At 59.4% G+C, this 25,147-nt stretch carries 21 protein-coding genes; 9 read left to right on the top strand and 12 right to left on the bottom strand.

What is annotated here, in order from left to right:
- Nucleotides 1-312 precede the first annotated feature (312 nt).
- The 3 genes from nrdA to yfaE all read left to right on the top strand — a co-directional run bounded on the left by nrdA (nucleotide 313) and on the right by yfaE (nucleotide 4,088).
- Nucleotides 313-2,598, top strand: coding sequence for a class 1a ribonucleoside-diphosphate reductase subunit alpha (gene nrdA, locus ACOQH0_RS15615; protein WP_023312513.1), 2,286 nt, complete (start codon nucleotides 313-315; stop codon nucleotides 2,596-2,598).
- Between the two features lie 105 nt (nucleotides 2,599-2,703).
- Complete coding sequence (gene nrdB, locus ACOQH0_RS15620) at nucleotides 2,704-3,834, top strand: class Ia ribonucleoside-diphosphate reductase subunit beta (protein ID WP_010433416.1); 1,131 nt, start codon at nucleotides 2,704-2,706, stop codon at nucleotides 3,832-3,834.
- On the top strand, nucleotides 3,834-4,088 hold the full coding sequence (gene yfaE / locus ACOQH0_RS15625) for a class I ribonucleotide reductase maintenance protein YfaE (RefSeq protein WP_421510776.1): 255 nt from the start codon (nucleotides 3,834-3,836) through the stop codon (nucleotides 4,086-4,088). Before nrdB ends, yfaE begins: the two co-directional genes overlap by 1 nt.
- Nucleotides 4,089-4,191: 103 nt before the next feature.
- On the opposite strand, the gene glpQ is transcribed toward yfaE, so the two are convergent.
- Together glpQ and glpT are read right to left on the bottom strand one after the other, a co-directional pair.
- On the bottom strand, nucleotides 4,192-5,250 hold the full coding sequence (gene glpQ, locus ACOQH0_RS15630) for a glycerophosphodiester phosphodiesterase (RefSeq protein ID WP_421510777.1): 1,059 nt from the start codon (nucleotides 5,248-5,250) through the stop codon (nucleotides 4,192-4,194).
- A gap of 11 nt (nucleotides 5,251-5,261) precedes the next feature.
- Nucleotides 5,262-6,614 (bottom strand): glycerol-3-phosphate transporter, encoded by a 1,353-nt coding sequence (gene glpT / locus ACOQH0_RS15635; protein ID WP_089597932.1) that lies wholly within the window; start codon nucleotides 6,612-6,614, stop codon nucleotides 5,262-5,264.
- Nucleotides 6,615-6,866: 252 nt separating this feature from the next.
- Between glpT and glpA the strand changes: the two genes are divergently transcribed.
- Genes glpA through glpC form a run of 3 tightly spaced genes read left to right on the top strand, consistent with a single transcriptional unit; the run spans nucleotide 6,867 to nucleotide 10,889 of the window.
- A complete protein-coding gene (gene glpA, locus ACOQH0_RS15640; RefSeq protein ID WP_420984947.1) occupies nucleotides 6,867-8,495 on the top strand; it encodes an anaerobic glycerol-3-phosphate dehydrogenase subunit A in 1,629 nt (542 codons plus the stop codon).
- Nucleotides 8,485-9,702 carry a glycerol-3-phosphate dehydrogenase subunit GlpB gene (gene glpB, locus ACOQH0_RS15645; RefSeq protein WP_421510778.1) on the top strand — a complete coding sequence of 406 codons (1,218 nt, stop codon included), beginning with the start codon at nucleotides 8,485-8,487 and terminating at the stop codon, nucleotides 9,700-9,702. The genes glpA and glpB overlap by 11 nt, the downstream gene beginning before the upstream one ends.
- Complete coding sequence (gene glpC, locus ACOQH0_RS15650) at nucleotides 9,699-10,889, top strand: anaerobic glycerol-3-phosphate dehydrogenase subunit GlpC (RefSeq protein ID WP_421510779.1); 1,191 nt, start codon at nucleotides 9,699-9,701, stop codon at nucleotides 10,887-10,889. Before glpB ends, glpC begins: the two co-directional genes overlap by 4 nt.
- A 33-nt stretch (nucleotides 10,890-10,922) precedes the next feature.
- Here the strand turns inward: glpC and ACOQH0_RS15655 are convergent, their stop codons facing one another.
- The 4 genes from ACOQH0_RS15655 to tctD all read right to left on the bottom strand — a co-directional run bounded on the left by ACOQH0_RS15655 (nucleotide 10,923) and on the right by tctD (nucleotide 14,956).
- The gene (locus ACOQH0_RS15655) at nucleotides 10,923-12,122 is read right to left on the bottom strand and encodes a nicotinamide mononucleotide deamidase-related protein YfaY (RefSeq protein WP_256459138.1); all 1,200 of its coding nucleotides are present in this window, start codon (nucleotides 12,120-12,122) and stop codon (nucleotides 10,923-10,925) included.
- A 94-nt stretch (nucleotides 12,123-12,216) separates the two neighbouring features.
- A complete protein-coding gene (locus tag ACOQH0_RS15660) occupies nucleotides 12,217-12,756 on the bottom strand; it encodes a YfaZ family outer membrane protein (RefSeq protein ID WP_010433398.1) in 540 nt (179 codons plus the stop codon).
- A gap of 129 nt (nucleotides 12,757-12,885) precedes the next feature.
- The gene (locus ACOQH0_RS15665) at nucleotides 12,886-14,295 is read right to left on the bottom strand and encodes a sensor histidine kinase (protein WP_421510780.1); all 1,410 of its coding nucleotides are present in this window, start codon (nucleotides 14,293-14,295) and stop codon (nucleotides 12,886-12,888) included.
- The gene (gene tctD, locus ACOQH0_RS15670; RefSeq protein ID WP_042716616.1) at nucleotides 14,282-14,956 is read right to left on the bottom strand and encodes a transcriptional regulator TctD; all 675 of its coding nucleotides are present in this window, start codon (nucleotides 14,954-14,956) and stop codon (nucleotides 14,282-14,284) included. The genes ACOQH0_RS15665 and tctD overlap by 14 nt, the downstream gene beginning before the upstream one ends.
- 151 nt (nucleotides 14,957-15,107) lie before the next feature.
- On the opposite strand from tctD, the gene ACOQH0_RS15675 reads away from it, so the two are divergent.
- The 3 genes from ACOQH0_RS15675 to ACOQH0_RS15685 are packed head-to-tail and all read left to right on the top strand — an operon-like array spanning nucleotide 15,108 to nucleotide 18,057.
- Nucleotides 15,108-16,088, top strand: a complete 981-nt coding sequence (locus ACOQH0_RS15675) for a Bug family tripartite tricarboxylate transporter substrate binding protein (protein WP_089597926.1) — start codon at nucleotides 15,108-15,110, stop codon at nucleotides 16,086-16,088.
- An 11-nt stretch (nucleotides 16,089-16,099) separates the two neighbouring features.
- Nucleotides 16,100-16,531: a tripartite tricarboxylate transporter TctB family protein gene (locus ACOQH0_RS15680; protein WP_010433389.1), complete on the top strand. Its 432-nt coding sequence runs from the start codon at nucleotides 16,100-16,102 to the stop codon at nucleotides 16,529-16,531.
- Between the two features lie 11 nt (nucleotides 16,532-16,542).
- Nucleotides 16,543-18,057 carry a tripartite tricarboxylate transporter permease gene (locus ACOQH0_RS15685; RefSeq protein WP_421510781.1) on the top strand — a complete coding sequence of 505 codons (1,515 nt, stop codon included), beginning with the start codon at nucleotides 16,543-16,545 and terminating at the stop codon, nucleotides 18,055-18,057.
- Here the strand turns inward: ACOQH0_RS15685 and menE are convergent, their stop codons facing one another.
- The 6 genes from menE to menF all read right to left on the bottom strand — a co-directional run bounded on the left by menE (nucleotide 18,058) and on the right by menF (nucleotide 25,062).
- On the bottom strand, nucleotides 18,058-19,419 hold the full coding sequence (menE, locus tag ACOQH0_RS15690; RefSeq protein WP_421510782.1) for an o-succinylbenzoate--CoA ligase: 1,362 nt from the start codon (nucleotides 19,417-19,419) through the stop codon (nucleotides 18,058-18,060). It abuts the gene before it with no gap.
- Nucleotides 19,416-20,381 (bottom strand): o-succinylbenzoate synthase, encoded by a 966-nt coding sequence (gene menC, locus ACOQH0_RS15695; RefSeq protein WP_421510783.1) that lies wholly within the window; start codon nucleotides 20,379-20,381, stop codon nucleotides 19,416-19,418. Before menC ends, menE begins: the two co-directional genes overlap by 4 nt.
- Nucleotides 20,381-21,238, bottom strand: coding sequence for a 1,4-dihydroxy-2-naphthoyl-CoA synthase (gene menB / locus ACOQH0_RS15700; RefSeq protein ID WP_421510784.1), 858 nt, complete (start codon nucleotides 21,236-21,238; stop codon nucleotides 20,381-20,383). The genes menC and menB overlap by 1 nt, the downstream gene beginning before the upstream one ends.
- Nucleotides 21,235-22,011, bottom strand: coding sequence for a 2-succinyl-6-hydroxy-2,4-cyclohexadiene-1-carboxylate synthase (gene menH, locus ACOQH0_RS15705; protein ID WP_421510785.1), 777 nt, complete (start codon nucleotides 22,009-22,011; stop codon nucleotides 21,235-21,237). Before menH ends, menB begins: the two co-directional genes overlap by 4 nt.
- Nucleotides 22,008-23,678: a 2-succinyl-5-enolpyruvyl-6-hydroxy-3-cyclohexene-1-carboxylic-acid synthase gene (gene menD / locus ACOQH0_RS15710; RefSeq protein ID WP_421510786.1), complete on the bottom strand. Its 1,671-nt coding sequence runs from the start codon at nucleotides 23,676-23,678 to the stop codon at nucleotides 22,008-22,010. The genes menH and menD overlap by 4 nt, the downstream gene beginning before the upstream one ends.
- 88 nt (nucleotides 23,679-23,766) lie before the next feature.
- Nucleotides 23,767-25,062 carry an isochorismate synthase MenF gene (gene menF, locus ACOQH0_RS15715; RefSeq protein WP_421510787.1) on the bottom strand — a complete coding sequence of 432 codons (1,296 nt, stop codon included), beginning with the start codon at nucleotides 25,060-25,062 and terminating at the stop codon, nucleotides 23,767-23,769.
- Nucleotides 25,063-25,147 lie beyond the last annotated feature (85 nt).

Raw genomic sequence — 25,147 nt, forward strand, 5'->3', positions numbered from 1 at the left:
ATGTTGCGCAATTCTGACCTCCCGTTGAAGAAATCAGCACTCGATCAAATTTTGAATTTTTTTTCTTAATTATTGACATGTCTTCCAGGCCTTACGGTACGAGGACTTAGCCTTTTTTACCCTTTCACAACCTCAATTTAACGTCAAAATCAACCCTTGTGCTGAAAAGATTCGATACTAGAATACTCACCATATAGCGTTTTTCTTATCGCAAACCCCCTATATGTAGTATTTATCCACAGAGTTAGTCACAAGACGGATCTGTGGATAAGCGGGGGATATTTTTTTATTTCACGGACAGGTAAACCCCACATGAATCAGAGTCTGCTGGTGACAAAGCGCGACGGTACCACCGAGCGTATCAATCTGGACAAAATCCATCGAGTTCTCGACTGGGCAGCAGAAGGACTGAACAACGTATCTATCTCCCAGGTTGAACTGCGTTCCCACATCCAGTTCTACGACGGCATCAAAACGTCTGATATCCATGAAACCATCATCAAGGCAGCGGCGGATCTGATCTCCCGTGAAGCACCGGATTATCAGTACCTCGCTGCACGTCTGGCGATTTTCCACCTGCGTAAAAAAGCCTACGGTCAGTTTGAGCCGCCTAAGCTGTACGATCACGTGGTGAAAATGGTTGAGCTGGGCAAATACGACACGCATCTGCTGGAAGACTATACGGAAGAAGAGTTCGAGCAGATGAACGGGTTTATCGATCACTGGCGCGACATGAACTTCTCCTATGCGGCGGTGAAGCAGCTCGAAGGCAAATACCTGGTTCAGAACCGCGTAACCGGTGAGATCTACGAAAGCGCCCAGTTCCTCTATATTCTGGTGGCTGCCTGCCTGTTCTCTAACTACCCGCGCGACACCCGTCTGGAATACGTGAAGCGTTTCTACGATGCGGTATCGACGTTCAAGATTTCTCTGCCGACGCCAATCATGTCTGGCGTGCGTACCCCAACCCGTCAGTTCAGCTCCTGCGTACTGATTGAGTGTGGTGACAGCCTGGATTCCATCAACGCCACCTCCAGCGCCATCGTGAAATACGTTTCCCAGCGCGCCGGTATCGGTATCAACGCCGGTCGCATCCGTGCGCTGGGCAGCCCGATTCGCGGCGGTGAAGCGTTCCACACCGGCTGTATTCCGTTCTATAAGCACTTCCAGACGGCAGTGAAATCCTGCTCTCAGGGCGGCGTGCGCGGCGGTGCAGCGACCCTGTTCTACCCAATGTGGCACCTGGAAGTGGAAAGCCTGCTGGTTCTGAAAAACAACCGCGGCGTGGAAGGCAACCGCGTGCGTCACATGGACTACGGCGTGCAGATCAACAAGCTGATGTACACCCGTCTGCTGAAGGGCGAAGACATCACCCTGTTCAGCCCGTCCGACGTCCCGGGCCTGTATGACGCCTTCTTCGCCGATCAGGACGAGTTCGAGCGTCTGTACACCAAATACGAAAAAGACGACAGCATCCGCAAACAGCGCGTGAAGGCGGTAGACCTGTTCTCCCTGATGATGCAGGAACGTGCTTCTACCGGCCGTATCTACATCCAGAACGTGGACCACTGCAACACCCACAGCCCGTTTGACCCGGTTGTTGCACCAGTGCGCCAGTCTAACCTGTGCCTGGAGATCGCCCTGCCGACCAAACCGCTGGAAGACGTGAACGACGAAAACGGTGAAATCGCGCTGTGTACGCTGTCCGCGTTCAACCTGGGTGCGATTAAGAGCCTGGACGAGCTGGAAGAGCTGGCCGTGCTGGCCGTACGTGCCCTCGACGCCCTGCTGGATTACCAGGATTACCCAATCCCGGCCGCTAAACGCGGTGCAATGGGCCGTCGTACTCTGGGTATCGGCGTGATCAACTTCGCCTACTGGCTGGCGAAAAACGGCAAGCGTTACTCTGACGGCAGCGCCAACAACCTGACGCACCAGACGTTTGAAGCCATTCAGTACTACCTGATGAAAGCATCTAACGAGTTGGCGAAAGAGCAAGGCGCGTGCCCGTGGTTCAACGAAACCACCTACGCGAAAGGCATTCTGCCAATCGACACCTACAAGAAAGACCTGGACGCGATTGTTAGCGAGCCGCTGCACCTCGACTGGGAAGGCCTGCGCGAGTCCATCAAGACCCACGGCCTGCGTAACTCCACGCTCTCTGCCCTGATGCCGTCCGAGACCTCTTCGCAGATCTCCAACGCCACCAACGGCATTGAGCCGCCGCGCGGCCACGTCAGCATTAAAGCCTCGAAAGACGGCGTGCTGCGTCAGGTCGTACCGGATTACGAGACGCTGGGTAACAACTACGAGCTGCTGTGGGAAATGCCTAACAACGACGGCTACCTGCAGCTGGTGGGTATCATGCAGAAGTTTATCGACCAGTCGATCTCTGCCAATACCAACTATGACCCGACGCGCTTTCCGTCCGGCAAGGTTCCGATGCAGCAACTGCTGAAAGACCTGCTGACCGCGTATAAGTTTGGCGTGAAAACCCTGTACTATCACAACACCCGTGACGGTGCGGAAGACGCGCAGGACGACATGGTGCCGTCAATTCAGGACGATGGCTGCGAAAGCGGCGCATGTAAGATCTAATAAATCCCCTCACCCTAACCCTCTCCCACAGGGAGAGGGAACTCTTTCCCCCTCTCCCTGTGGGAGAGGGCCAGGGTGAGGGAAATACCACCACAGGACACATTCATGGCATATACCACCTTTTCACAGACGAAAAACGACCAGCTCAAAGAGCCGATGTTCTTCGGCCAGCCGGTCAACGTGGCACGCTACGATCAGCAAAAATATGACATCTTCGAAAAGCTGATTGAAAAGCAACTCTCCTTCTTCTGGCGCCCGGAAGAAGTGGACGTTTCCCGCGACCGTATCGATTTCCAGGCGTTGCCGGATCACGAAAAACATATCTTCCTCAGCAACCTTAAGTACCAGACGCTGCTGGACTCCATTCAGGGTCGTAGCCCGAACGTGGCGCTGCTGCCGCTGATCTCAATTCCTGAGCTGGAAACCTGGGTAGAAACCTGGGCGTTCTCCGAGACGATCCACTCCCGCTCTTACACCCACATCATCCGCAACATCGTGAACGATCCGGCGGTGGTGTTTGACGATATCGTCACCAACGAGCAGATCCAGAAGCGCGCGGAAGGCATTGCGCACTACTACGACGAGCTGATCGAGATGACCAGCTACTGGCATCTGCTGGGCGAAGGCACGCATAACGTGAACGGCAAAACCATTACCGTGAACTTGCGCGCGCTGAAAAAGCAGCTGTACCTGTGCCTGATGAGCGTTAACGCGCTGGAAGCGATCCGCTTCTACGTGAGCTTCGCCTGCTCCTTCGCCTTTGCCGAGCGCAAGCTGATGGAAGGCAACGCCAAAATCATCCGCCTGATCGCCCGTGACGAAGCCCTGCACCTGACCGGGACTCAGCACATGCTGAACCTGCTGCGCAGCGGCGCGGACGACCCGGAAATGGCTGCGATTGCCGAAGAGTGCAAGCAGGAATGCTACGATCTGTTCGTGCTGGCGGCCCAGCAGGAAAAAGAGTGGGCAGACTACCTGTTCCGCGACGGCTCCATGATTGGCCTGAACAAAGACATCCTATGCCAGTACGTTGAGTACATCACCAACATCCGCATGCAGGCGGTCGGTCTCGACCTGCCGTTCCAGACGCGCTCCAACCCAATCCCGTGGATCAACACCTGGCTGGTGTCCGATAACGTGCAGGTGGCGCCGCAGGAAGTGGAAGTAAGTTCTTATCTGGTCGGTCAGATTGATTCTGAAGTCAACACCGACGACCTGAGCGACTTCCAGCTCTGATGACGCGCGTAACGCTGAGCCTTTCGGGCACCGAAGTGATGTGCCAGGAAGAGCACCCTTCACTGCTGGTGGCGCTAGAAGCGCATCAGGTGGAGGTAGAGTACCAGTGTCGTGAAGGCTATTGCGGCTCGTGCCGCTGCCGTCTGGTCGCAGGCCAGGTGGACTGGCTGACCGAACCGCTGGCCTTTATCAGTGAAGGAGAAATTTTGCCCTGCTGCTGCAGGGCAAAAGGCGATATTGAGATCGAGATGTGATTGCCCTGTTTCCCTCTCCCTGTGGGAGAGGGTTAGGGTGAGGGCATCAGGCCGCAGAGCCTGATTGTCGGGTGGCGGCTTCGCCTTACCCGACCTACAAAACCTACTTCCGGTGAATGAATTCGACCGCTTTATCCGGGAAATCCGTAAACAGTCCGTCCACGCCTGCCTGCTTATACAACACCTCATAAAGCTGATTCACGTCCGTGGCATACTCCGGCAGCTGGTCTGCACGCACCGTGTACGGATGCACCAGCATCTTGCTGGCATGTGCCTCTTTCACCATCGCCGTCAGCTTCACGTGGCCCGACGTGGAGCCTTCCGCCACCAGCATGTGGTAATCCGGCCCGATACCATCGGCGTACTGGGCAATCAGCTTCATCGCGCCCGGCTTAAACATCCAGTCGTAGTTGTAGTTCACCCACTTCCCGTCCGGCTGCTTCTCCTGGGTTTCATTCCAGTCGGTATAGGCAATCAGCTGTACCAGATTGAGATCCATCCCCATCTTCGGCTCCAGCTCGGTTTTGATGCGCTTCAGCTCGGCGGCGTCAAAACACTGCAGGTAAACTTTGTCCTTCTTGCTGGTATAGCCGTACTGTTTCAGCACCTCCAGCGTCTTCGCGGCAATGTCTTTCCCTTCCTGATGGTGGAACCACGGCGCTTTGATCTCCGGGTAGATACCGATGTTTTTACCGGTGGAGTGGTTCAGCCCCTGAACAAACTCAATCTCCTCCTGGAAGGTATGGATGCGGAAGTCGGACTTGCCCATCGGGAAACGTCCCGGATAGACCTGCACCTTCTTGCCGTTTTCAATCTCGAAGCCTTCGGTAAACTTCAGCGAGCGGATCTCCGCCAGCGTGAAGTCGATGGCGTAGTAGCGCCCATCTTTTCGCGCGCGGTCCGGGAAACGCTCCGCCACGTCCGTTACGCGGTCAAGATAATGGTCATGCAGGACAACCAGCTGGTCATCCTTGGTCATCACCAGATCCTGCTCAAGATAATCCGCGCCTTGCGCATAGGCCATCGCTTTCGCCGGGAGCGTATGCTCCGGCAGATAGCCGCTGGCACCGCGGTGGGCAATCACAATCTTATCAGCAGCCAGCGCGGAGCCGGTCATTAAACCAGCCAGCAGCAGGCCGGTTGCAAGTTGGGTTAATTTCATCGCATTGCTCCTTATTGACGACGCGCCAGCACTTCCGCGTGGTGACGTTTTTCACCGATCATGACGACAATCAACAGCAGTACAGCCAGCACGCTACCGCCAATCATCACCATAAAACCGCCGTCCCAGCCGAAGAAGTCAACGGTGTAGCCCACAATGGCGCTCGCCGCGACCGAACCGCCGAGATAGCCGAACAGACCGGTAAAGCCCGCCGCCGTGCCTGCCGCTTTTTTCGGGGCCAGCTCCAGGGCATGCAGGCCAATCAGCATCACCGGACCGTAAATCAGGAAACCGATAACGATCATGCAGGCCATATCTACTGACGGGTTGCCCGGCGGGTTGAGCCAATAAACGACGGTGGCAATGGTCACCAGGGTCATAAAGAACACGCCCGTCGCCCCGCGGTTGCCCTTGAACACTTTGTCTGACATCCAGCCGCAAAGCAGCGTGCCAGGGATCCCGGCATATTCATACAGGAAATAGGCCCAGGAGGATTTATCCAGCGCGAAGTGCTTCACCTCTTTCAGGTAGGTTGGCGACCAGTCGAGGATGCCGTAGCGCAGCAGGTAAACGAACACGTTGGCAACCGCGATGTACCACAGCAGCTTGTTGGGCAGCACGTACTTCATGAAGATCTGTTTTGCGGTCAGCTCTTCTTCGTGCTCCTTGCTGTAATCATCCGGATAGTCGTTTTTGTACTCTTCAATCGGCGGCAGGCCGCAGGACTGCGGCGTGTCGCGCATCAGCGCGAAAGCAATAATTGCCACGACGATGGCGCCAAAGGCGGGCATATACAGCGCGGCTTTCCAGTCGTTGAACCAGGCCATACCGAGCAGGAACAGCAGAGGCGGAAGCCCACCGCCGACGTTATGGGCACAGTTCCACACCGACACGATGCCGCCGCGCTCTTTCTGCGACCACCAGTGCACCATGGTACGTCCGCACGGCGGCCACCCCATTCCCTGGAACCAGCCGCAGAGGAACAGCAGCACGAACATAATCGCAATACTGGACGTCGCCCACGGCACGAAGCCCATGAACAACATCACCGCGGCCGCCAGGATCAGACCGGCAGGCAGGAACACGCGCGGATTCGAGCGATCCGACACCGAGCCCATGATGAATTTGGAAAAACCGTAGGCGATGGAAATCCCCGACAGCGCGAACCCCAGATCGCCGCGGGAGAAGCCCTGCTCCACCAGATACGGCATGGCGAGCGCAAAGTTTTTACGCACAAGGTAGTACGCCGCGTACCCGAAGAAGATCCCCAGGAAGATTTGCCAACGCAGACGGCGGTAAAGCGGATCAATTTCTGCCTCTGGCAGACGCGCACGATGCGGCGCGGGTTTGAAGATACTGAGCATGACAGCCTCCGTGGCCTTGAATTAAATGGGCAGGTGGCTCGCACCTGACTTCCAGAGGCGGGGATGTTAAGAAATCACGGTGATTGTTACTGTGAATCAACGCACAGATTGTTACAGAAATATGACGGAATGCGCAAAAAAGCGCATGAAATCACGTTTCACTTTCGAATTTCGCGCGTTTATGTTCGAAATCAAACAAACCACACGATTGATATGGCTAAATGATAAAAAAACGAACATAGAGGGTAAACAATGACCATTCACGATCCTCGTTATAGCGATGTGATAATCATTGGTGGTGGTGCAACCGGCGCCGGGATCGCACGCGACTGCGCCCTGCGCGGCCTCAGCGTAACGCTTCTGGAGCGTCATGACATTGCCACAGGCGCAACCGGGCGTAACCACGGCCTGCTGCACAGCGGCGCGCGGTATGCGGTGACCGACTGTGAATCCGCGCGCGAATGTATTGCTGAAAACCAAATCCTCAAGCGTATCGCCCGCCACTGCATTGAGCCGACTGACGGCCTCTTTATTACCCTGCCCGAAGATGACCTCGCCTTTCAGAAGACCTTTATTACCGCCTGCACCGCGGCGGGCATTCAGGCGGAGGCCATGGATCCGGCGCTGGCGAGGCGGCTGGAACCATCGGTTAACCCGGCGCTTATCGGTGCTGTTAAGGTGCCTGACGGCACCGTCGACCCCTTCCGCCTGACGGCCGCCAATATGCTGGACGCCCGCGAGCATGGCGCCCGCATTCTGACCGGGCACGAAGTGACCGGGCTTATCCGCGAAGGTCATCGCATCTGCGGCGTACGGCTCCTTGACACGCAGTACAACGAACACAGCGAGCTGTATGCCGCCGTAGTGGTCAACGCAGCGGGGATCTGGGGGCAGCGCATTGCGGAATACGCCGACCTGTCGGTGCGCATGTTCCCGGCGAAAGGATCGCTGCTGATCCTCGACCACCGCATCAATAACCACGTGATCAACCGCTGCCGCAAACCGTCCGACGCCGATATCCTCGTCCCGGGTGACACCATTTCGTTAATCGGTACCACCTCAACCCACGTCGACTACAGCGAAATTGACTACAACCGCGTGACCGCCGAAGAGGTCGACATTCTGCTGCGGGAAGGGGAAAAACTGGCCCCGGTAATGGCGCAGACGCGTATTCTGCGCGCCTACGCGGGCGTGCGTCCGCTGGTCGCCAGCGACAACGACCCGAGCGGACGCAACGTCAGCCGGGGCATCGTGCTGCTCGATCACGCCGGGCGCGACGGCATGGACGGATTTATCACCATCACAGGCGGCAAGCTGATGACCTACCGCCTGATGGCCGAGTGGGCGACCGATGCCGTCTGCCGCAAGCTGGGGAATACCGAAGCCTGCATGACGGCAGACCAGCCGCTGCCCGGCTCGCGGCAGTCCACCGAAAAAACCCTGCAAAAAATTATCTCCCTGCCCGCGCCGCTGCGCGGATCCGCGATTTACCGCCACGGCGACAGAACGCCACAGTGGCTCGGTGAAGGACGGCTGAGCCGCAGCCTGGTGTGCGAGTGCGAAGCCGTCACCGCCGGTGAGGTGCAGTACGCGGTGGAGAGCCTGACGGTCAATAGCCTGCTCGACCTCCGCCGCCGCACCCGCGTGGGCATGGGCACCTGCCAGGGCGAGCTGTGCGCCTGTCGTGCCGCCGGGCTGCTGCAGCGTTTTCACACCACCACCGCCACCCAGTCGCTCGATCAGCTCAGCGCGTTTTTAAACGAGCGCTGGAAAGGCATTCAACCTGTCGCCTGGGGGGACGCCCTGCGCGAAAGCGAATTTACCCGCTGGGTCTACCAGGGACTTTGCGGTCTTGAGAAGGAGCAACACGATGAAATTTGATACCGTGATTGTCGGCGGCGGGCTGGCAGGCTTGCTCTGCGGCATCAAACTCACGAAGCAGGGGCTGCGCTGCGCCATTATCACCCGCGGCCAGAGCGCCCTGCACTTCTCATCGGGATCGCTGGATCTGGTGGATGAAGCGTACCGCGATACGCTGCCGCCGGAGCACCCGTATCACCTGATTGGCGCGCACAACGTTGACCGTTTTGCCCTGGAAACCGAAGCGCTGCTGGCGGACTGTGGCGCGCGTCTGAAGGGAAGCGCCAGGCAAAATCACCAGCGCGTCACGCCGCTCGGCACCCTGCGCTCCGCGTGGCTCAGCCCGGAAGAGGTGCCCGTCGCCCCCATTCACGCCGCGCGCGTGCGGGTGGTGGGTATTAGCGGCTTTCTGGATTTTCAGCCCCATCTCGCGGCGGCGTCACTTTGCCGCCAGGGCGTTAACGCCGAGACGGCAGAGATAGAACTGCCTGAACTGGATGTCCTGCGCGATAGCCCGAGCGAGTTTCGCGCGGTGAATATCGCCCGTTTTCTGGATAACGAGGACAAATGGCCGCTGCTGTATGACGCGCTCAGGCCACTCGGCGAAACCTGCGATGCCCTGTTGATGCCCGCCTGCTTTGGTTTAAACGACAACCGACTCTGGCGCTGGCTGTCCGATCGTCTGCCCTGCTCGCTCGGCCTGCTGCCTACGCTTCCCCCTTCCGTGCCGGGCATTCGTCTGCACACCCAGCTTCAGCGCCAGTTTGTTGCGCAGGGCGGCGTGTGGATGGCGGGTGATGAGGTAAAAAAAATCACCCTGACCGACGGCGCGGTGAGCGAAATCTGGACGCGGAACCATGATGATATTCCGCTCCGCGCGCGCTACGCGGTACTGGCAAGCGGCAGTTTCTTCAGCAACGGGCTGCTGAGCACACGCAACGGCATTCGGGAAGCCATTATTGGGCTGGATGTCCGGCAGAGCGCTTCCCGCGCGGACTGGTATCAGAGTGATTTCTTCACGCCGCAGCCCTGGCAGCAGTTCGGCGTCATCGCCGATACGCATCTGCACCCGCAGCTTTCCGGTAAATCGATCGGCAATCTCTTCGCCATCGGCTCCGTACTGGGCGGATACGATCCCATCGCACAGGGCTGCGGCGGCGGGGTTTGCGCCGTCACGGCGCTCCACGTTGCAGAGCAGATTATTCAGCGCACGGAGGTTGCACAATGAACGACACCCGTTTCGAAAGCTGCATCAAATGCACGGTTTGCACCACCGTCTGCCCGGTCAGCGGCGTGAACCCGCGCTACCCCGGTCCGAAGCAGGCCGGGCCGGACGGCGAGCGTCTTCGCCTGAAGGACGGCAAGCTGTACGACGAGGCGCTGAAATACTGCATCAACTGCAAACGCTGCGAAGTAGCCTGCCCGTCGGATGTTAAAATCGGCGATATCATCCAGCGTGCCCGCGCGCGCTACAGCACGCAGAAACCCACACTGCGCGATGCGATCCTGAGCCATACCGATCTGATGGGCAGCGTCTCGACGCCCTTTGCCCCGCTGGTGAATGCCGCGACCTCACTCAAGTCGGTGCGTCAGCTGCTGGATGCCACGCTTAAAATCGACCATCACCGCAGCCTGCCGAAATATTCTCACGGCACCTTCCGCCGCTGGTACAAGTCCGTCGCGGCGGAACAGGCCCAGTACGCCGACCAGGTGGCCTTTTTCCATGGCTGCTATGTGAATTACAACCACCCGCAGCTGGGTAAAGATCTGCTGAAAGTGCTGAACGCCATGGGTACCGGCGTACAGCTCCTTAGCAAGGAGAAGTGCTGCGGCGTCCCGCTGATTGCCAACGGATTTACCGATAAAGCGCGTAAGCAGGCGAAAAGTAACGTCTCGTCGCTGCGCGAGGCCATCGTCGACAAGGGGATCCCGGTCCTGGCCACCTCGTCCACCTGTACCTTTACGCTGCGCGATGAGTATCCGCACCTGCTGGATGTCGATAATACCGGACTGCGCGAGCATATTGAGCTGGCGACGCGCTTCCTGTGGCGCAAGCTGGACGGCGGACAGACGCTGCCGCTGAAGGCATTACCGCTGAAGGTGGTCTATCACACGCCGTGTCACATGGAGAAAATGGGCTGGTCGCTCTATACGCTGGAGCTGCTGCGGCTTATACCGGGGCTGGAGCTGACGGTGCTGGACTCACGCTGCTGCGGGATTGCGGGCACCTACGGCTTTAAGCGTGAAAACTACGAAACGTCACAGGCGATTGGCGCTCCGCTGTTCCGCCAGATTGAAGAGAGCGGCGCGGATATCGTGGTAACGGACTGCGAAACCTGCAAGTGGCAGATTGAGATGTCCACCAGTAAACGCTGCGAACATCCCATTACCCTGCTGGCGAAAGCGCTGGGGTAAGCATTGCCGGGGCGAGAGGCCCCGGCAAACGCATCATTCGATGAACAGCGACTCCACGACGTTAATCCAGCCGTGCTCGCTGGCGACTTCTTTACCGTTCAGCCAGCGGCGCAGCATGTTCAGCGCCATCATCGCGCAGACCTCCTGACGCACCGCCAGGCTGTGGCGCGTTATACTCATTTTCACCCGCAGCGCATGCGTGCCTTCCGGCGTTGCCAGCGCAAAATTGAGATGTTCCTCATCCAGCCCACCCACAAACATCGCCAGACCGGCAAAGTGTTTCACCCTGCGCTCTGACGCCCAGCGCGCGGTCTGCGCCAGCGTCTCCTGCTGGAACGGCACCACTTCACTGGCGAGCAGCGGCGCATTCACGCGGGAAAGCTGCAGCGCCAGCAGGCCGCCGGTGAACTGTTCGCTGAGGGTGACGCTCAGCTGACGGGATTGAAGACTCTGGGCAATCTGTGCGGGCAGCCCTTCCGTGCCTTCAAAGATCAGGCTTTCGCCCGCGACGCGCTGCACTTCAGGCCACAGCGCCAGCATGGCGGCTTTTTCCGTCGCCGGGCCGGTCAGCTTGAGTTCGATAATGGGCATCGACGAGCGATAGCCCATCGAGACGCCCGGCGGCAGCTGGAGATGATCCAGGCTCTGAGCCAGATCGCTTTCCGAGCGGCCAAAGGTGGTCAGGCGCAGACACAGCGGCGGCTCTGGCAGCGTAAAGCGCGCCCGCAGGCGCGGCAGGATTTGCTGCTCGACCATCACTTTAAATTCAGAAGGCACGCCGGGGGTGAAGAACATCAGGCAGCGGTTGAGCTGTACGGCAAACCCGCAGGCGGTACCGACCGGGTTATCGACCAGCTCTGCGCTGGCGGGTATTTCAGCCTGCTTGCGGTTGCTGGGTGCCATCACGCGACCACGATCGGAGAAGAAGCGTTCCATCTGCGTCAGCCACGCCTCGTGCAATACCAGCCCCTCGCCTTTCGCGGTGGCGGCAGCCAGCGCGCTGAGATCGTCGCTGGTGGGGCCGAGTCCACCGTTCACAATCAACACGTCGCAGTGCTCGCTGCGCTCGCGAAGAACGTTCACCAGTGACTCAAGATTGTCGCCCACGGTGTTGCGGCGCGTTAACGGTAATCCTTGCTCAAAGAATAAATCGGCAAGCCAGGCGGCATTGGTGTCAATAATTTGCCCATGCAGCACTTCGTCGCCGGTGGATAACATCTCCACGTTAATCATTGTGTTCTCCCGCTTATATGGTCGAAACACTATAGCGCAATTGAATGGGGGGAGCAGAGAGAAACTGGCGCGACAGGACGCCGCGCCGAAGAGATTAGAAGCCTGCGCTTACGCCCACGTAAGGGCCATCAGCCAGCGCGTTGTCGCGGTTGCCGTCTTTACCCGCCAGGTTCAGATAGCGATAACCCGCTTCGATAGTGATCGGACGCATGATAGTCCAGCGCGCACCGGCATTGGCTTCTTCGTAGCTTTCGATACCGCTGGAGAGCGAATCCGGAGAGTAGTAGTACTCGCCGAACAGGCCGAAGCTGTCGCCAATTTTCCACTGCAGGCCGCCGCCGACCGCCGCCGCGTAGCCTTCGTCGCCGTCGTTCGGGTTGGTGTAGATCCCTTTGCCGCCAACGGTCGCCAGGAATGGACCAAGAGGAACGTTGAAGCCGAGCCCAAGGCTTGCCGCATCGCCGTCGTCATCGTTATGCGTCCAGCCGCCGGTCATTGCCAGACCGGCGCTATCCGTGCCAAGACCAAAGCCCAGATGGGTATAATCCTCACCCGCCGAGCCGTTGAAGCTGATGGCGTTAGCCGCCGAAGAGATAACCATCAGGCCTAAGCCCATTAATGCCACTTTTTTCATTGTCGTGATCCCGCACAATTTATAGATATTAAGTCCCAAAACCGCGAGATTTTAACCTGCCTCACTGCGGGATCAAGCACTCTGCGTGCGTCAGACAATTAGTTTGTAACGATTTGATAATATCTGCCTTTATCCCATCAGCAGAAAACGCATTTTCACACTCAGCCCGCCTAAGTGTTCACTGCGGGAAAGTTGAAGATGGCTGCAGTGCAGCCGGGCAATATCGCTCGCCAGCGCCAGCCCGATGCCAGACCCTGCCGCGTCACCGACGTTATCCAGACGGCGAAACGGCAGCATCGCCTGCGGGATCAGATTTTCCGCAATCCCCGGCCCGCTGTCTTCCACGCTCAGGTCAACCGCGCCGTTATCCACGCGCAGGTAAACCGTTACGATCCCGTGCTCCGGCGTGTATTTGATGGCGTTCTCCAGCAGGTTTGCGCAAAGCTCGCCGAGCAAAACCTCATCGCCTTCGATAATCGTCGGCTGCAGCTCACCGTCGTACCCCAGGTCAATCGCTTTGCTGCGCGCCTGCGCCAGCCGTGAAAAGCAACAATTCTGCACGACCTGCACCAGATCCACCGGGGTAAACTGGCGCTCCCCCTGCTCTTTTCGCTTCACCGCCGAAAGCTGAAGCAGGCGTTCAGTCAGCACAATGGTGTTATCCAGCGTCACATTCATCGCCCGTAAACTCTCCTGCCACAGCGCCGGATCGTCCCGCGTCAGGGCCACGGAGACCTGCGTTTTCAGCACCGCCAGCGGGGTTTTAAGCTGGTGAGAGGCATCGGCATTAAAGCGTTCCTGCCGCGACAGCACTCCACGCAGTCGGTCAATATAGCGGTTGAAGGCCACAATCAGCAGGCGCGTTTCTGACCAGGGCAGCAGCTCGGGCAGCGGAGACAGCAGCCCCGGCTCGCGACGCACCATGAGCGAGGACAGCTGGCGCATCGGGCGCAGCACGCGACGCAACAGCCAGGCGGTTAAGATCAGCGTCAGCAGGACCAGCAGCCCCTGAGATACCCAGGACGAAAAAAGCAACTGGCTGGCAAGATAGCGACGGGACTGCAGCGTTTCAGCAACATAGATCTCCGCCATCCCGACGACGTTATCTTCGTTGATGGGCTGAAGCAGCTTCGCCACGCGAATCGCCTGCCCGCGATACTCGGTGTGATAAAACCAGGCCAGCGCCGGGTAGAGCGTAGTGCGCGAGGTTGAAGGGGGCATCTTCGGCAGGTCGTCGTAGCCAGAAATCACCCGCCCGGCGGGGTCTACCACCTTGTAATACAGCCTGTCATTCATGTTGAGCTCAAAGCTGTCGAGCACCACCCAGGGCACATTCACCTGCAGCTTGCCGTTATGCACTTCAAGCCGCTCAGAGACCGTACGCGCCGACGATAACAGCGTGCGGTCGTAAGCCTGCGTCGCCGCTTGCAGGGCGCTGACGTAGCTATTAAACGCTGATAATCCCCATAACAGCAGCAGCGGTAACCCCAGAAACAGCAGAAGTTGCAGATAAAGGGACTGCGGTTTAGCCCACTTCATCGCCACACTCCAGCACGTAACCCAGCCCGCGCAGGGTGGTAATCTTCACCCCGCTGCCGCTCAGTTTCTTGCGCAAGCGGTGAATATAGAGATCGATGCTCTCCGGGCTCACGTCGTCGTTCAGGCTAAACACCTGATCGAACAGCTGCTGGCGGGAAACGGGCCGGGTCCGGCGGTGCATCAGCACCTTCAGCAGGGAAAGCTCGCGCGGCGTCAGGGAGAGCGGTTCATCGTGCAGCAGAAAAAAACCGTCATCGTCGTATTCCAGCTCGCCCAAAAGCTGACGCTCCTGGGTTCGCCCTTCACTTCTGCGCAGCAGCGCGCGCAGCCGCGCATCAAGTTCTTCCAGCTCAAACGGCTTCGGCAGATAATCATCCGCCCCGGCGTTCAGTCCTTTCACCCTGTCCGCCACGTTGCTGCGGGCGGTGAGAAACAGCACCGGGAGCGTCTGCCCGCGCTTTCTCAAACGATGGACGACCTCAAGGCCGTCGAATCCGGGCATACCGATGTCCAGAATAGCGACGGCATAGTTTTCACCCTGCAACAGATGGTCGGCTGCCCGCCCGTCGTTAACGCAGTCCACGGCAAAGCCTCCCTGCACCAGCGCTTTCTCCAGCCAGTGAGCCAGCTCACGATTATCTTCCGCCAGTAAGAGACGCATATCACATCCTGTAAAGTTCGTGTCGCAGTGAAAGGGAAATGAAAGGTTAATGTTTTAACAATCACGCAACGGAACCGCTACAAGGTGGTTCACATAATCAGAAAAAAAGCCCCGTACCCGTACTCCCGGTTCTCCGGCGTGAGGATAAACGATGAAAAAACAATTACTTTCGACCCTTGCTGCAAGCGTATTGATGTTGAGTGCCTCTGTCGTCCAGGCGCAGGATGTCCCGTCCCGCACCGAATGTATCGCCCCGGCCAAACCGGGCGGCGGCTTTGACCTGACCTGCAAGCTGATTCAGGTCAGCCTGCTGGAGACAAAGGCTATCGAAAAACCGATGCGCGTCACCTACATGCCGGGCGGCGTGGGTGCGGTGGCTTACAACGCCATTGTGGCGCAGCGTCCCGCCGAAGCGGGTACCGTGGTGGCCTTCTCCGGCGGCTCGCTGCTGAACCTCTCGCAGGGCAAATTTGGCCGCTACGGCGTGGATGACGTGCGCTGGCTCGCGACCGTTGGAACGGATTACGGCATGATCGCCGTTCGCGCTGATTCCCCGTGGAAATCGCTGAAAGACCTGCTGACTGCGATGGAAAAAGACCCGAACAGCGTGGTGATTGGCGCCGGTGCGTCGATCGGAAGCCAGGACTGGATGAAAGCCGCCCTGCTGGCGCAGCAGGCAAAAGTGGACCCGCACAAGATGCGCTACGTCGCCTTTGAAGGCGGCGGCGAGCCGGTCACGGCGCTGATGGGTAATCACGTGCAGGCCGTCTCCGGCGACCTCAGTGAAATGGTGCCTTACCTGAGCGGGGATAAAATCCGCGTGCTGGCGGTCTTCTCGGAAAACCGTCTGCCGGGCCAGCTGGCGAACGTCCCTACCGCCAAAGAGCAAGGCTACAACCTGGTCTGGCCGATTATTCGCGGCTTCTTCGTTGGGCCGAAAGTGACCGACGCCGAATACCAGTGGTGGGTGGATGCCTTCGCCAAACTCCAGCAAACCGATGAGTTCAAAAAGCAGCGCGATCTGCGCGGCCTGTTTGAGTTCAACCTCAACGGTAAGCAGCTGGACGAGTATGTCAAAAAACAGGTGAATGACTACCGCGAACAGGCGAAAGCCTTCGGTCTGGCGAAGTAAACGGAGGCGCTATGAGCGATCGTATTTTTGCCGGGATATGGCTGCTGCTCTGCATTGGCGGGTTGTTCGTCGCCTGGCAGATCCACAGCGAATACAGTTATGAACCGGTGGGGCCACGCCCCTTTCCGATGGGTATCGTCGGCCTGATGCTGCTCTGCTCCGTAGCAATGCTGTTGCGCCATCCTGACACCGTGGAGTGGCCGCCCAGGCGCATTCTGCAACGTCTGCTGGTAATGGTAATTGTGTTGCTGATGTACGCGTGGGGCTTTGAGTGGCTCGGCTTCCCGATTGCCACCGCTATCCTGACGATGGTGATCGGCATGTTGTTTAACGCCACGCTGCCCACAGCGGGGCTCTCGGGTGCGGTACTGGGCATTTTGCTCTGGTACGCCTTCGACCGCCTGCTGGACGTGACCTTACCCCTTGGCGCATGGTTTAACTAACGGAGCACGCTATGGATACCTGGATTTACCTCTCGCAGGGGTTCGCGGTAGCGATGACCCCGGAAAACCTGGTGATCGCCCTGATCGGCTGCTTCGTGGGCACGATCGTCGGCCTGCTGCCCGGTCTTGGTCCGATTAACGGCGTGGCGATACTTTTGCCGCTCGCCTTTGCCCTGCACCTGCCGGCTGAATCCGCCCTGATCTTACTGGCGACGGTGTATATCGGCTGCGAGTACGGCGGACGCATCTCCTCCATACTCCTGAACGTGCCCGGCGATGCCGCCGCCATTATGACCGCGCTCGACGGTTATCCCATGGCGCAACAGGGACGCGGCGGCGTGGCGCTCTCCATTTCTGCCGTCAGCTCGTTCTTCGGTTCGCTGATTGCCATTGGAGGTATCATTCTGTTCGCCCCTGCGCTGGCCCAGTGGTCGCTGGCGTTTGGCCCGGCGGAATATTTTGCACTGATGGTGTTCGCTATCGCCTGCCTCGGCAGCATGATGGCGCAAAACCCGCTCAAATCGTTTTTGTCTGCGCTGATTGGCTTAGGGTTAGCCACCGTCGGTGTGGATGCCAACACCGGGGTTTATCGCTTTACCTTCGACAGTGTTCACCTGTCCGACGGCGTGCAGTTTATCGTCGTCGTGATTGGCCTGTTCTCTGTCTCAGAAATCTTACTGATGCTGGAACATACCAGCAGCGGGCAGACGCTGGTGCGCAAAACCGGCCGCATGCTCTTTAATGCCAAAGAGGGGGCGCAGTGTGTGGGTGCTACCCTGCGTTCGTCGGTGATTGGTTTCTTCGTCGGCATCCTGCCCGGCGCGGGGGCGACCATCGCCAGCGCTATCACCTACATGACCGAGAAAAAGCTGAGCGGCAACAGCGACAGCTTCGGTAAGGGCGATATACGCGGCGTGGCGGCGCCAGAGGCGGCCAATAACGCCTCGGCCTGCGGCTCGTTTATCCCGATGCTGACGCTCGGCGTGCCGGGCTCCGGCACCACGGCGGTGATGATGGGCGCGCTGACGCTCTATAACATCACCCCGGGTCCGGCGATGTTCACCGAGCAGCCGGACATCGTGTGGGGGCTGATTGCGGCACTGCTGATCGCCAACGTGATGCTGCTGGTGATGAACATCCCGCTGATCGGTCTGTTTACCCGCATGCTGACCATTCCCCTGTGGTTCCTGGTGCCCGCCATTGCGGCGGTCTCTGCGGTTGGGGTGTACGCGGTGCACAGCACCACCTTCGACCTGGTGCTGATGGTACTGCTTGGCGTGCTAGGATACATCTTACGCAAGATGCACTTCCCGATGTCGCCGCTGATTTTAGGCTTTGTGCTGGGTGAGATGCTGGAGCAGAACCTGCGCCGCGCCCTCTCCATTAGCAACGGCAATATGTCGATACTGTGGGAGAGCAGCGTAACGAAGATCCTGCTGGCCATGGCGATCATGGTGATTGTGGTGCCGCCGATCCTACGCCTGCTGCGTCGACGCCAGCGCAAGCCCGAGCCGGACGTCGGCTGATTAGCCCCTCAGCAGGGCATTGACCCACTGTTTTAACGCCTGGCGGGAGATTTTTATCCCGCCATTTTTTAGCTCTGCGGGCAGCACCAGCCAGTGTACCGGCTGTTCAAAACGCGCCAGCCTGCCCTGGATCCAGTCAGGGAATTGCGCGATATCCGTTCCCGGCTCGCACTCCACCACCGCCACAGGACGCTGTCCGAACTCGGCGTCGTCCAGCGGGACGATAAACACCTGGCTTATCTGCGGATGCGTGGCGATAACGCGCTCCAGCGATTCGGGTTGGATCCCCTCTCCTCCGCTGAAAAAGAGGTTGTCCATACGACCTAAAATCGTCAGACGACCGTTGCGCCATTCCCCGCGATCGCGGGTGGCAAACCAGCCCTGCGCGTTAGTGAGCGGAAGAAGCGCACCGTCTCGCCAGTAGCCCGCCGCCATGCTTTGCGCTTTGATCCAGATTTCCCCCTCGACCAGCTCCACTTCCCGACCCGGCAGGGCGGTTCCCACATCCGGCTCGCCGTCCGCCGCTTTCGCGCAAACGGTAGAGGCGAACTCCGTCAGGCCGTAACCGCAGAAGGTGCGAATGCCCTGCTCCCGCGCCTTCTCGGTCAGTTCAACGGGAATTGCCGCTCCGCCGAGCAGAACGGCTTTCAGCGCAACGTGGTGTTGAGTATGAAACAAACGCCACAGCTGGGTCGGCACCAGCGACGCGTGCGTGCAGCCCTCCAGCGCCTGCTCCAGCGGCTGCTTCTTGCGCACGGTCAAGCGCCCGCCCGCCAGCAGCCAGCGCCACAGAATCCCCTGACCAGAAACGTGAAACAGCGGCAACGACAGCAGCCAGTCGTCGTCCCCGCCGTAAGGCATCAGCGCCAGCACGCCTTGCGCGCTCGCAAGATGCGCCGCGCAGGTGTGAACCGCCGCTTTTGGCAACCCCGTCGAGCCAGAGGTTAACGTCATGGAAGCCAGGCGATCCGGCTGCCACGCGGCCGCATATTCCCCTGCGAGTTCTGACAGGCTAAGGGCAGAGAGCCCGTCAAACGCGCCGTCCAGCACCAGCGCATGGCGCAGCGTCATCTGCGGGAGCAGGACGTCCAGCAAGGGGCGCGGAAGCTGGGGATTGACCGGCAGAATGCGCGCACCGCACTGCAGCAGCGCAAGCCACGCCAGCAGCGTTTGCGGGTGGTTATGGGCGAGCAGCATCACGCCGTCACCCTCCTGCACGCCCTGACGATGGAACCCGGCGGCAAGGCTATCGATGCGCGCACAAAGCTGTTGCCAGGTGAGAACATCGTCGTCCAGGCGCAGCGCGGGTTTTTCCGCACGCTGCGTGCGCCAGTGCCGCCAAGGCCAGTCGGTAAAACTCATAGCAGCGGCTCCAGCGCCTCAACGTCGAGGCACGGCAGTATGCTGTCCGGCCACTGACGAATAAGCTGCGTTTGCATCAAGCTTAACGTGTCGAGGCCAGGGATGGTCTGCGGTGTGAGCCAGGCCGCAATGCGCGCCAGCTGCGTCAGCCCGAGGCTGGACTCAATGGATGAACTGATCACCGCCGTCAGCCCCAGGGCGTGCGCAGCCGCGACCTGCTCACGCACCTTGTCCAGGCTGCCGGTCAGCGTCGGCTTAATGACCACCGCACTCACGCCCGGCTCGGCGACAAATTCAAAATCGGCTTCGCGCAGGCTTTCATCCCAGGCAATCGCGATGCCCGTTTCACGGGCAAAGGCGCGGGAGTCATCCCGCGTTTTGCACGGTTCTTCCAGAAACGCGATGCGGTTGCGGTAGGCCGGGTTGACGTACTTCGCGAACTGCTGCGCCTTAAGCGGCGTCCAGGCGCGGTTGGCATCCAGCCGCAGGCGCAGGTCCGGGATTGCTTCCAGCAGCAGGTTGGCGACCATCCCGTCGCGCACCGCTTCGTACAGGCCAACTTTGATTTTCGCCACTTTCTCGCCGGGCATGGCGGAGAGCAGCGCGAACAGTTCGTCCGGATCGCCGGTACAGAGCGGCGCCGCGCGGTAGTTGGCTTCCTGAGGCAAGCTCCCGTCAAGCTCCGCCAGCGCACAGCTGATGCCGAATGCAGCGGAAGGCAGGTCCGGCAGGGCCGGATTAGCGCCTTCACGCCACGCGCGCGCCCAGGCCAGCAGCGCCGCCTGCGCGTCATCCAGCGACTCCAGGCTAAAGCCCGGCAGAGGTGAAATCTCGCCCCAGCCTTCCCGCTCGCCCTGCCGGAGATGCACTAAGAGTCCGTCACGGGTTTTTAACCGCCGCTCGCGCAGCACCACGCCCGCGTCCATCGGTATCTGCCAGCGGTAAACCTGAGCGCGACGCATTACGGGTTCCGTTTGTATTTGCTGAAGTCCGGCTGGCGCTTTTCGTTAAACGCGTTGCGTCCTTCCTGACCCTCTTCGGTCATGTAGAAAAGCATGGTGGCGTTACCCGCCAGTTCCTGCAGACCCGCCTGTCCGTCACAGTCGGCGTTGAGGGCCGCCTTCAGACAGCGCAGCGCCATTGGGCTGTTTTGCAGCATTTCGCGGCACCAGCGCACGGTCTCTTTTTCAAGATCGGCAATTGGCACCAAGGTATTCACCAGGCCCATATCCAGCGCTTCCTGCGCGTTGTACTGACGGCACAGGAACCAGATTTCACGCGCTTTTTTCTGCCCAACGATGCGTGCCATGTAGGACGCACCCCAGCCGCCGTCGAAGGAGCCGACTTTCGGGCCAGTCTGGCCGAAGATGGCATTTTCAGCGGCAATGGTCAGGTCGCACATCATGTGCAGCACGTGGCCGCCGCCGATGGAGTAACCCGCCACCATCGCGACAACCGGTTTTGGACAGGTACGGATCTGGCGCTGGAAATCGAGGACGTTCAGGTGGTGCGTACCCGCATCATCCTGGTATCCGCCGTAGTCGCCACGCACTTTCTGATCGCCGCCGGAGCAGAACGCTTTGTCACCTTCACCGGTCAGGACAATCACGCCGATGTTGTCGTCATAGCGCGCGTCGGCCAGCGCCTGAATCATCTCTTTCACGGTCAGCGGACGGAACGCGTTGCGTACCTGCGGACGATTGATGGTGATTTTGGCGATGCCGTCGGTGGACTTGTGGTAACGAATGTCGGTGTAGCCTTCGGAGCAGTCCTGCCATTCAACCGGGGCGTAGAGCATGTGTTCATCAGGATAGATCATAGAGTGTCCTTTGTTCGAATACGCAGTATCTGAGCCAGACTCGCGGCGACCGCGCCGGGGTTTTCCCGGTGGGCGTTGTGTCCGGCGTGAGGAATAACCTGGCGTTCGGCGTTCAGTTCGGCGGCGATGGCCGAAAACTTCTCGTCGCGTTCACCATAGAGATAATAAAAAGGGGCGTTGCACGCGCTCAGCGCAGAACGCAGGTCGGGCTGCACGGCCAGCGAGGTGGCTTCAAGCATTGCTGCCAGATTCACACCGCTGTTCCGGCTACGCAGGGCAATCAGTTCGCCGCGCTGCGCATCCGTAAGAGAGTCAAACACCGGCTGCTGATACCAGTCGGCAAAGACGTCAGGGAGCGGTTCAGCACGAAAACGCGTCGCCCAGCGGCGATCGGACGCCAGCCGCGCCTCTCGCGAGCCCGCATCCTGCAGCCCAGGATGACCGCCTTCAACGACAATGCCGCATAAGCCCTTTGGCTGCTGGCAAGCCTGAAACATCGCAATGCGGCCGCCGAGAGAGTATCCCACCAGCCAGTAGTTAAGTATGTTGTAACTAAGTAAGGTGCTGGCAAGCAAATTGCTGAGATCGTTAAACCCGGCGACGCTGAAACCGGCAGATTCGCCGTGTCCCGGCAGGTCGAGATACAGCCGGGGATATTCGCGCAATGACTCCCCGACAGCCTGCCACTCGCGGCAATCGCCGGAAAACCCGTGCAGAAAGACCAGCCAGGGGTAACCCGGCTTACCGTTATGCTGCACGCCAGCCAGGGTCACAGGTGGCTCACCTGCGCCAGCAGATTTTGCAGCTTCTGCGCGCCGTCAGCATCGTTCACCACCAGCTCAATAAGCGTGGTGCCCGGCTGCCGCCAGGCGCTGCTTAACGCCGTATCCAGCTGTTCCCAGTTTTCAGGACGATGATACTTGAGGCTGAACATGGCGGCGGCATGCTCGAACTGCACGTTTTGCGGCATCAGGTAGAAGCGTTCGCGCTCGCTCTGCGGCGTCGGCAGCAGGGAGAAAATCTGCCCGCCGTTGTTGTTCACCACAATCAGCACAAAGGGCGCGGAGACCTGACGCAGCAGCGCCAGCGCGTTGAGGTCATACAGTGCAGAGAGGTCGCCCACAATCGCCAGCGTCGATTTCGCACTGGCGCGCTGCACGCCTGCCGCCGTGGAAATAAGCCCGTCGATGCCGCTGGCTCCGCGGTTGCTGTAAACCGGATAGCCTGCGGGCAGCTTAGAGAAGGCATCAATGAGGCGGACTACCAGGCTGTTGCCGACAAACAGCTGCCCCTGCTCGGGCAGATAGTGGCGAATACGGTGCGCAAGCTCGGCTTCACCAAAACCTTCGCACTGCGCACTGGTGAGCTCCCACGCCTGGCGCGAGAGTTCCGGGATCGCCACCGCCCAGGGTTTACGCTTTTCTGCCGGATGCAGTTCCAGCCAGCTATCAATCTCGCTCACCAGACGACGACCGCGATGGTGCGCCGGGTCGAGCCGCCCCTCCCGCGGATCCACCAGCCAGTACTCTTCCGGTGTGCAGGTAGCCTGCCACTGCAACAGACGCTTCCCGGTGAGGCTGGAGCCGATCTGGACCACAATCTGCGCCTGCGCCAGTTCGGTGACCGCTTTGGCATTACCCAGCCAGAGATCGGCGCACGGCAGCGGCTGACCGGTCTGGGAAAGCACGTCGCCAATCAACGGCCAGCCGAGAGTTTGCGCCCATTCGGCGACCAGCTTGCCTTCAGCCGCGCTCATGCGACCGGCAATCACCACACCGCGCTTCTGTCGCCAGAAGAACCAGTCGCGCTGTTTCGCGCTTTCCAGGTGCGTCTGCTCGCGCAGCCAGGGTTTTTCGCTCTCCCACCAGTCACCGAGCTGCTGCTGCCAGGCCAAACCGGTGTCATTCAGTTCACCGTAGAGCGGCTCGGCAAACGGGCAGTTGATATGCAGCGCACCGCTGCGCAGCGAGCCCATCGCGTGGTCAAGGGTCGAAACCAGCCAGCTTGCCGGAATATCCTGAGTTGGACGCGGCAACGAGACCGTCTGGGAAGGATGAGATGCGAAAATACCCGGCTGGCGAATCGCCTGATTGGCACCGCAGTCGATAAGTTCAGGGGGACGATCGGCCGTCAGCAGGATCAATTTTTCACCGGTTAACCCGGCTTCGATGAGCGCCGGATAGAGGTTCGCTACCGCGGTTCCGGAGGTGACAATCACCGCGACGGGGGCGTTGCTGGCTTTCGCCAGCCCTAACGCCAGATGACCCAGACCGCGCTCGTCAAAATGGGTGTGGTGAATAAAGGCCCGGTTTTCAGCCGCCGCCAGCGTCAGCGGCGTGGAGCGGGAGCCCGGTGCAATACACACGTGCCTGACGCCATGGCGGGTCAGGGCTTCGAGGATCACCGTCGCCCAGCGTCGGTTAAAAGAACTTACTGACATGAGTTTGTCCGGTATCAAGAATGCGACACAGTATAAATAATAGAAAAATTTGGAATTTTGATATGAATCGGGAATGCGCGAATCAGTATTAATCCCTAAGGAGCAGAGAACGCAGCCCGGCGGCTTTGTTTTCTATCTCCTGCCACTCCTGTTCCGGGTCAGACCCGCTGACGATCCCCGCCCCGGCGTAGAGCCGCAGCGCCGCGCCGTGGACGCGTGCAGAGCGCAGCGCCACGCAGAATTCACTTTGCTCAGGCGATAAATAGCCGGCCGATCCGGCATACCACTCGCGGTCAAAAGGTTCCACGTTCTGGATAAACGCACGCGCCGCCTGGCGCGGTAGCCCGGCCACCGCCGCAGTCGGCTGCAGAACATGCAGACACTGTTCATCGTCAGCGTGTTTGAGCTCGGTCCAGATGCAGCGCCGCAGATGCTGCACCTTCCGCAACCGCACGACCTGCGCGGGCAGCACCTCCAGCGTTTGGGTGTGATGCTGCAAGCGCTCGCAGATGTCCTCTACAACCAGCATATTCTCACGCTGATTTTTATCGTCTTTCATCAGCCAGTCGCCCAGACGCCGGGCATGAGCGTCATCCGCGTGGCTGGCGACAGTGCCTGCCAGCGCTTCGGTGCGCAGCAACGTGCCGCGCCGACGCCACAGACGCTCGGGCGTAGAGCCCAGAAACGCGTTGCTGGCATCGAAAACCATGCAGAAGTGGTAGCAGTTCAGGTTGAGCGCGCGGCTGGCTGCCATCAGGGCAACGGCATTTACCGGCTGATGGCATTGCAGATCGGTGGCGCGGGCGAGGACCACTTTTTCAAACTCACCGTGCGCGATAGTCTCCGTTGCCTGCCGTATAAGGCGCAGCCATTCCGGTTTTTGCGGCTGGTGCGTTTCGCGTTCCACCTGAACGGACAGCGGGCGGATCGGTTTGGCGTCCTGAAGACTGCCTAAAAAACGCTGTGCCACCTGTGCATCTTCCTGAAGGGAACACTCACTCCACAGCTGCAGGCGCAGGGTGGCAACGCCACCTGAACGTCGCCAGAGCAGGCGCGGTAAAAACAGGCTGCCCTTTTCCGGGGAAAAGGCGTTCAGGCCGCAAATGCGGGTGTCACTGGCTGCATGCTGCGTATGCAAAAACTGCGAGGCCAACGCGAGAGAAGAAAAATGGATAACGGCACCCAGCGCGGCCAGCTCTTCATCGCCGCTACGCTGCTGCCAGTAAAATTGGGGATAGCATTGCTGGGCACCCAGCCAGGCCAGGGGATCGAATGCGTCGTTTAACGGGAAAGAGACGTCGAAATGACGTAAACCGGGTGTTGCGGGTAACGCTTGCGCCAGCCGTGTGCGCAGTTGCTCCAGCGCGAGGAATATCGAATGCACGCGAACCTCTCCCTGTTAAAACCTCGTATTATACGGGGTACCATAAGAAATATCAGTACCCACGTATAGGGAGTGGTTAACCGTT

The organism is Enterobacter sp. JS8-1 (assembly GCF_049187015.1).
In the GTDB taxonomy this organism is placed as follows: Bacteria; Pseudomonadota; Gammaproteobacteria; order Enterobacterales; family Enterobacteriaceae; genus Enterobacter; species Enterobacter mori.

Coding starts and splice junctions, on each gene's coding strand:
- glpB (WP_421510778.1), top strand. CDS start 8,485: ATGAAATTTGATACCGTGATTGTCGGCGGCGGGCTGGCAGGCTTGCTC.
- ACOQH0_RS15655 (WP_256459138.1), bottom strand. CDS start 12,122: ATGATTAACGTGGAGATGTTATCCACCGGCGACGAAGTGCTGCATGGG.
- menB (WP_421510784.1), bottom strand. CDS start 21,238: ATGATCTATCCTGATGAACACATGCTCTACGCCCCGGTTGAATGGCAG.
- menE (WP_421510782.1), bottom strand. CDS start 19,419: ATGAGTTTTACCGACTGGCCTTGGCGGCACTGGCGCACGCAGCGTGCG.
- tctD (WP_042716616.1), bottom strand. CDS start 14,956: ATGCGTCTCTTACTGGCGGAAGATAATCGTGAGCTGGCTCACTGGCTG.
- glpC (WP_421510779.1), top strand. CDS start 9,699: ATGAACGACACCCGTTTCGAAAGCTGCATCAAATGCACGGTTTGCACC.
- glpA (WP_420984947.1), top strand. CDS start 6,867: ATGACCATTCACGATCCTCGTTATAGCGATGTGATAATCATTGGTGGT.
- glpQ (WP_421510777.1), bottom strand. CDS start 5,250: ATGAAATTAACCCAACTTGCAACCGGCCTGCTGCTGGCTGGTTTAATG.
- nrdB (WP_010433416.1), top strand. CDS start 2,704: ATGGCATATACCACCTTTTCACAGACGAAAAACGACCAGCTCAAAGAG.
- ACOQH0_RS15680 (WP_010433389.1), top strand. CDS start 16,100: ATGAGCGATCGTATTTTTGCCGGGATATGGCTGCTGCTCTGCATTGGC.
- menC (WP_421510783.1), bottom strand. CDS start 20,381: ATGCGTCGCGCTCAGGTTTACCGCTGGCAGATACCGATGGACGCGGGC.
- nrdA (WP_023312513.1), top strand. CDS start 313: ATGAATCAGAGTCTGCTGGTGACAAAGCGCGACGGTACCACCGAGCGT.
- menD (WP_421510786.1), bottom strand. CDS start 23,678: ATGTCAGTAAGTTCTTTTAACCGACGCTGGGCGACGGTGATCCTCGAA.
- ACOQH0_RS15665 (WP_421510780.1), bottom strand. CDS start 14,295: ATGAAGTGGGCTAAACCGCAGTCCCTTTATCTGCAACTTCTGCTGTTT.
- ACOQH0_RS15685 (WP_421510781.1), top strand. CDS start 16,543: ATGGATACCTGGATTTACCTCTCGCAGGGGTTCGCGGTAGCGATGACC.
- glpT (WP_089597932.1), bottom strand. CDS start 6,614: ATGCTCAGTATCTTCAAACCCGCGCCGCATCGTGCGCGTCTGCCAGAG.
- yfaE (WP_421510776.1), top strand. CDS start 3,834: ATGACGCGCGTAACGCTGAGCCTTTCGGGCACCGAAGTGATGTGCCAG.
- ACOQH0_RS15660 (WP_010433398.1), bottom strand. CDS start 12,756: ATGAAAAAAGTGGCATTAATGGGCTTAGGCCTGATGGTTATCTCTTCG.
- ACOQH0_RS15675 (WP_089597926.1), top strand. CDS start 15,108: ATGAAAAAACAATTACTTTCGACCCTTGCTGCAAGCGTATTGATGTTG.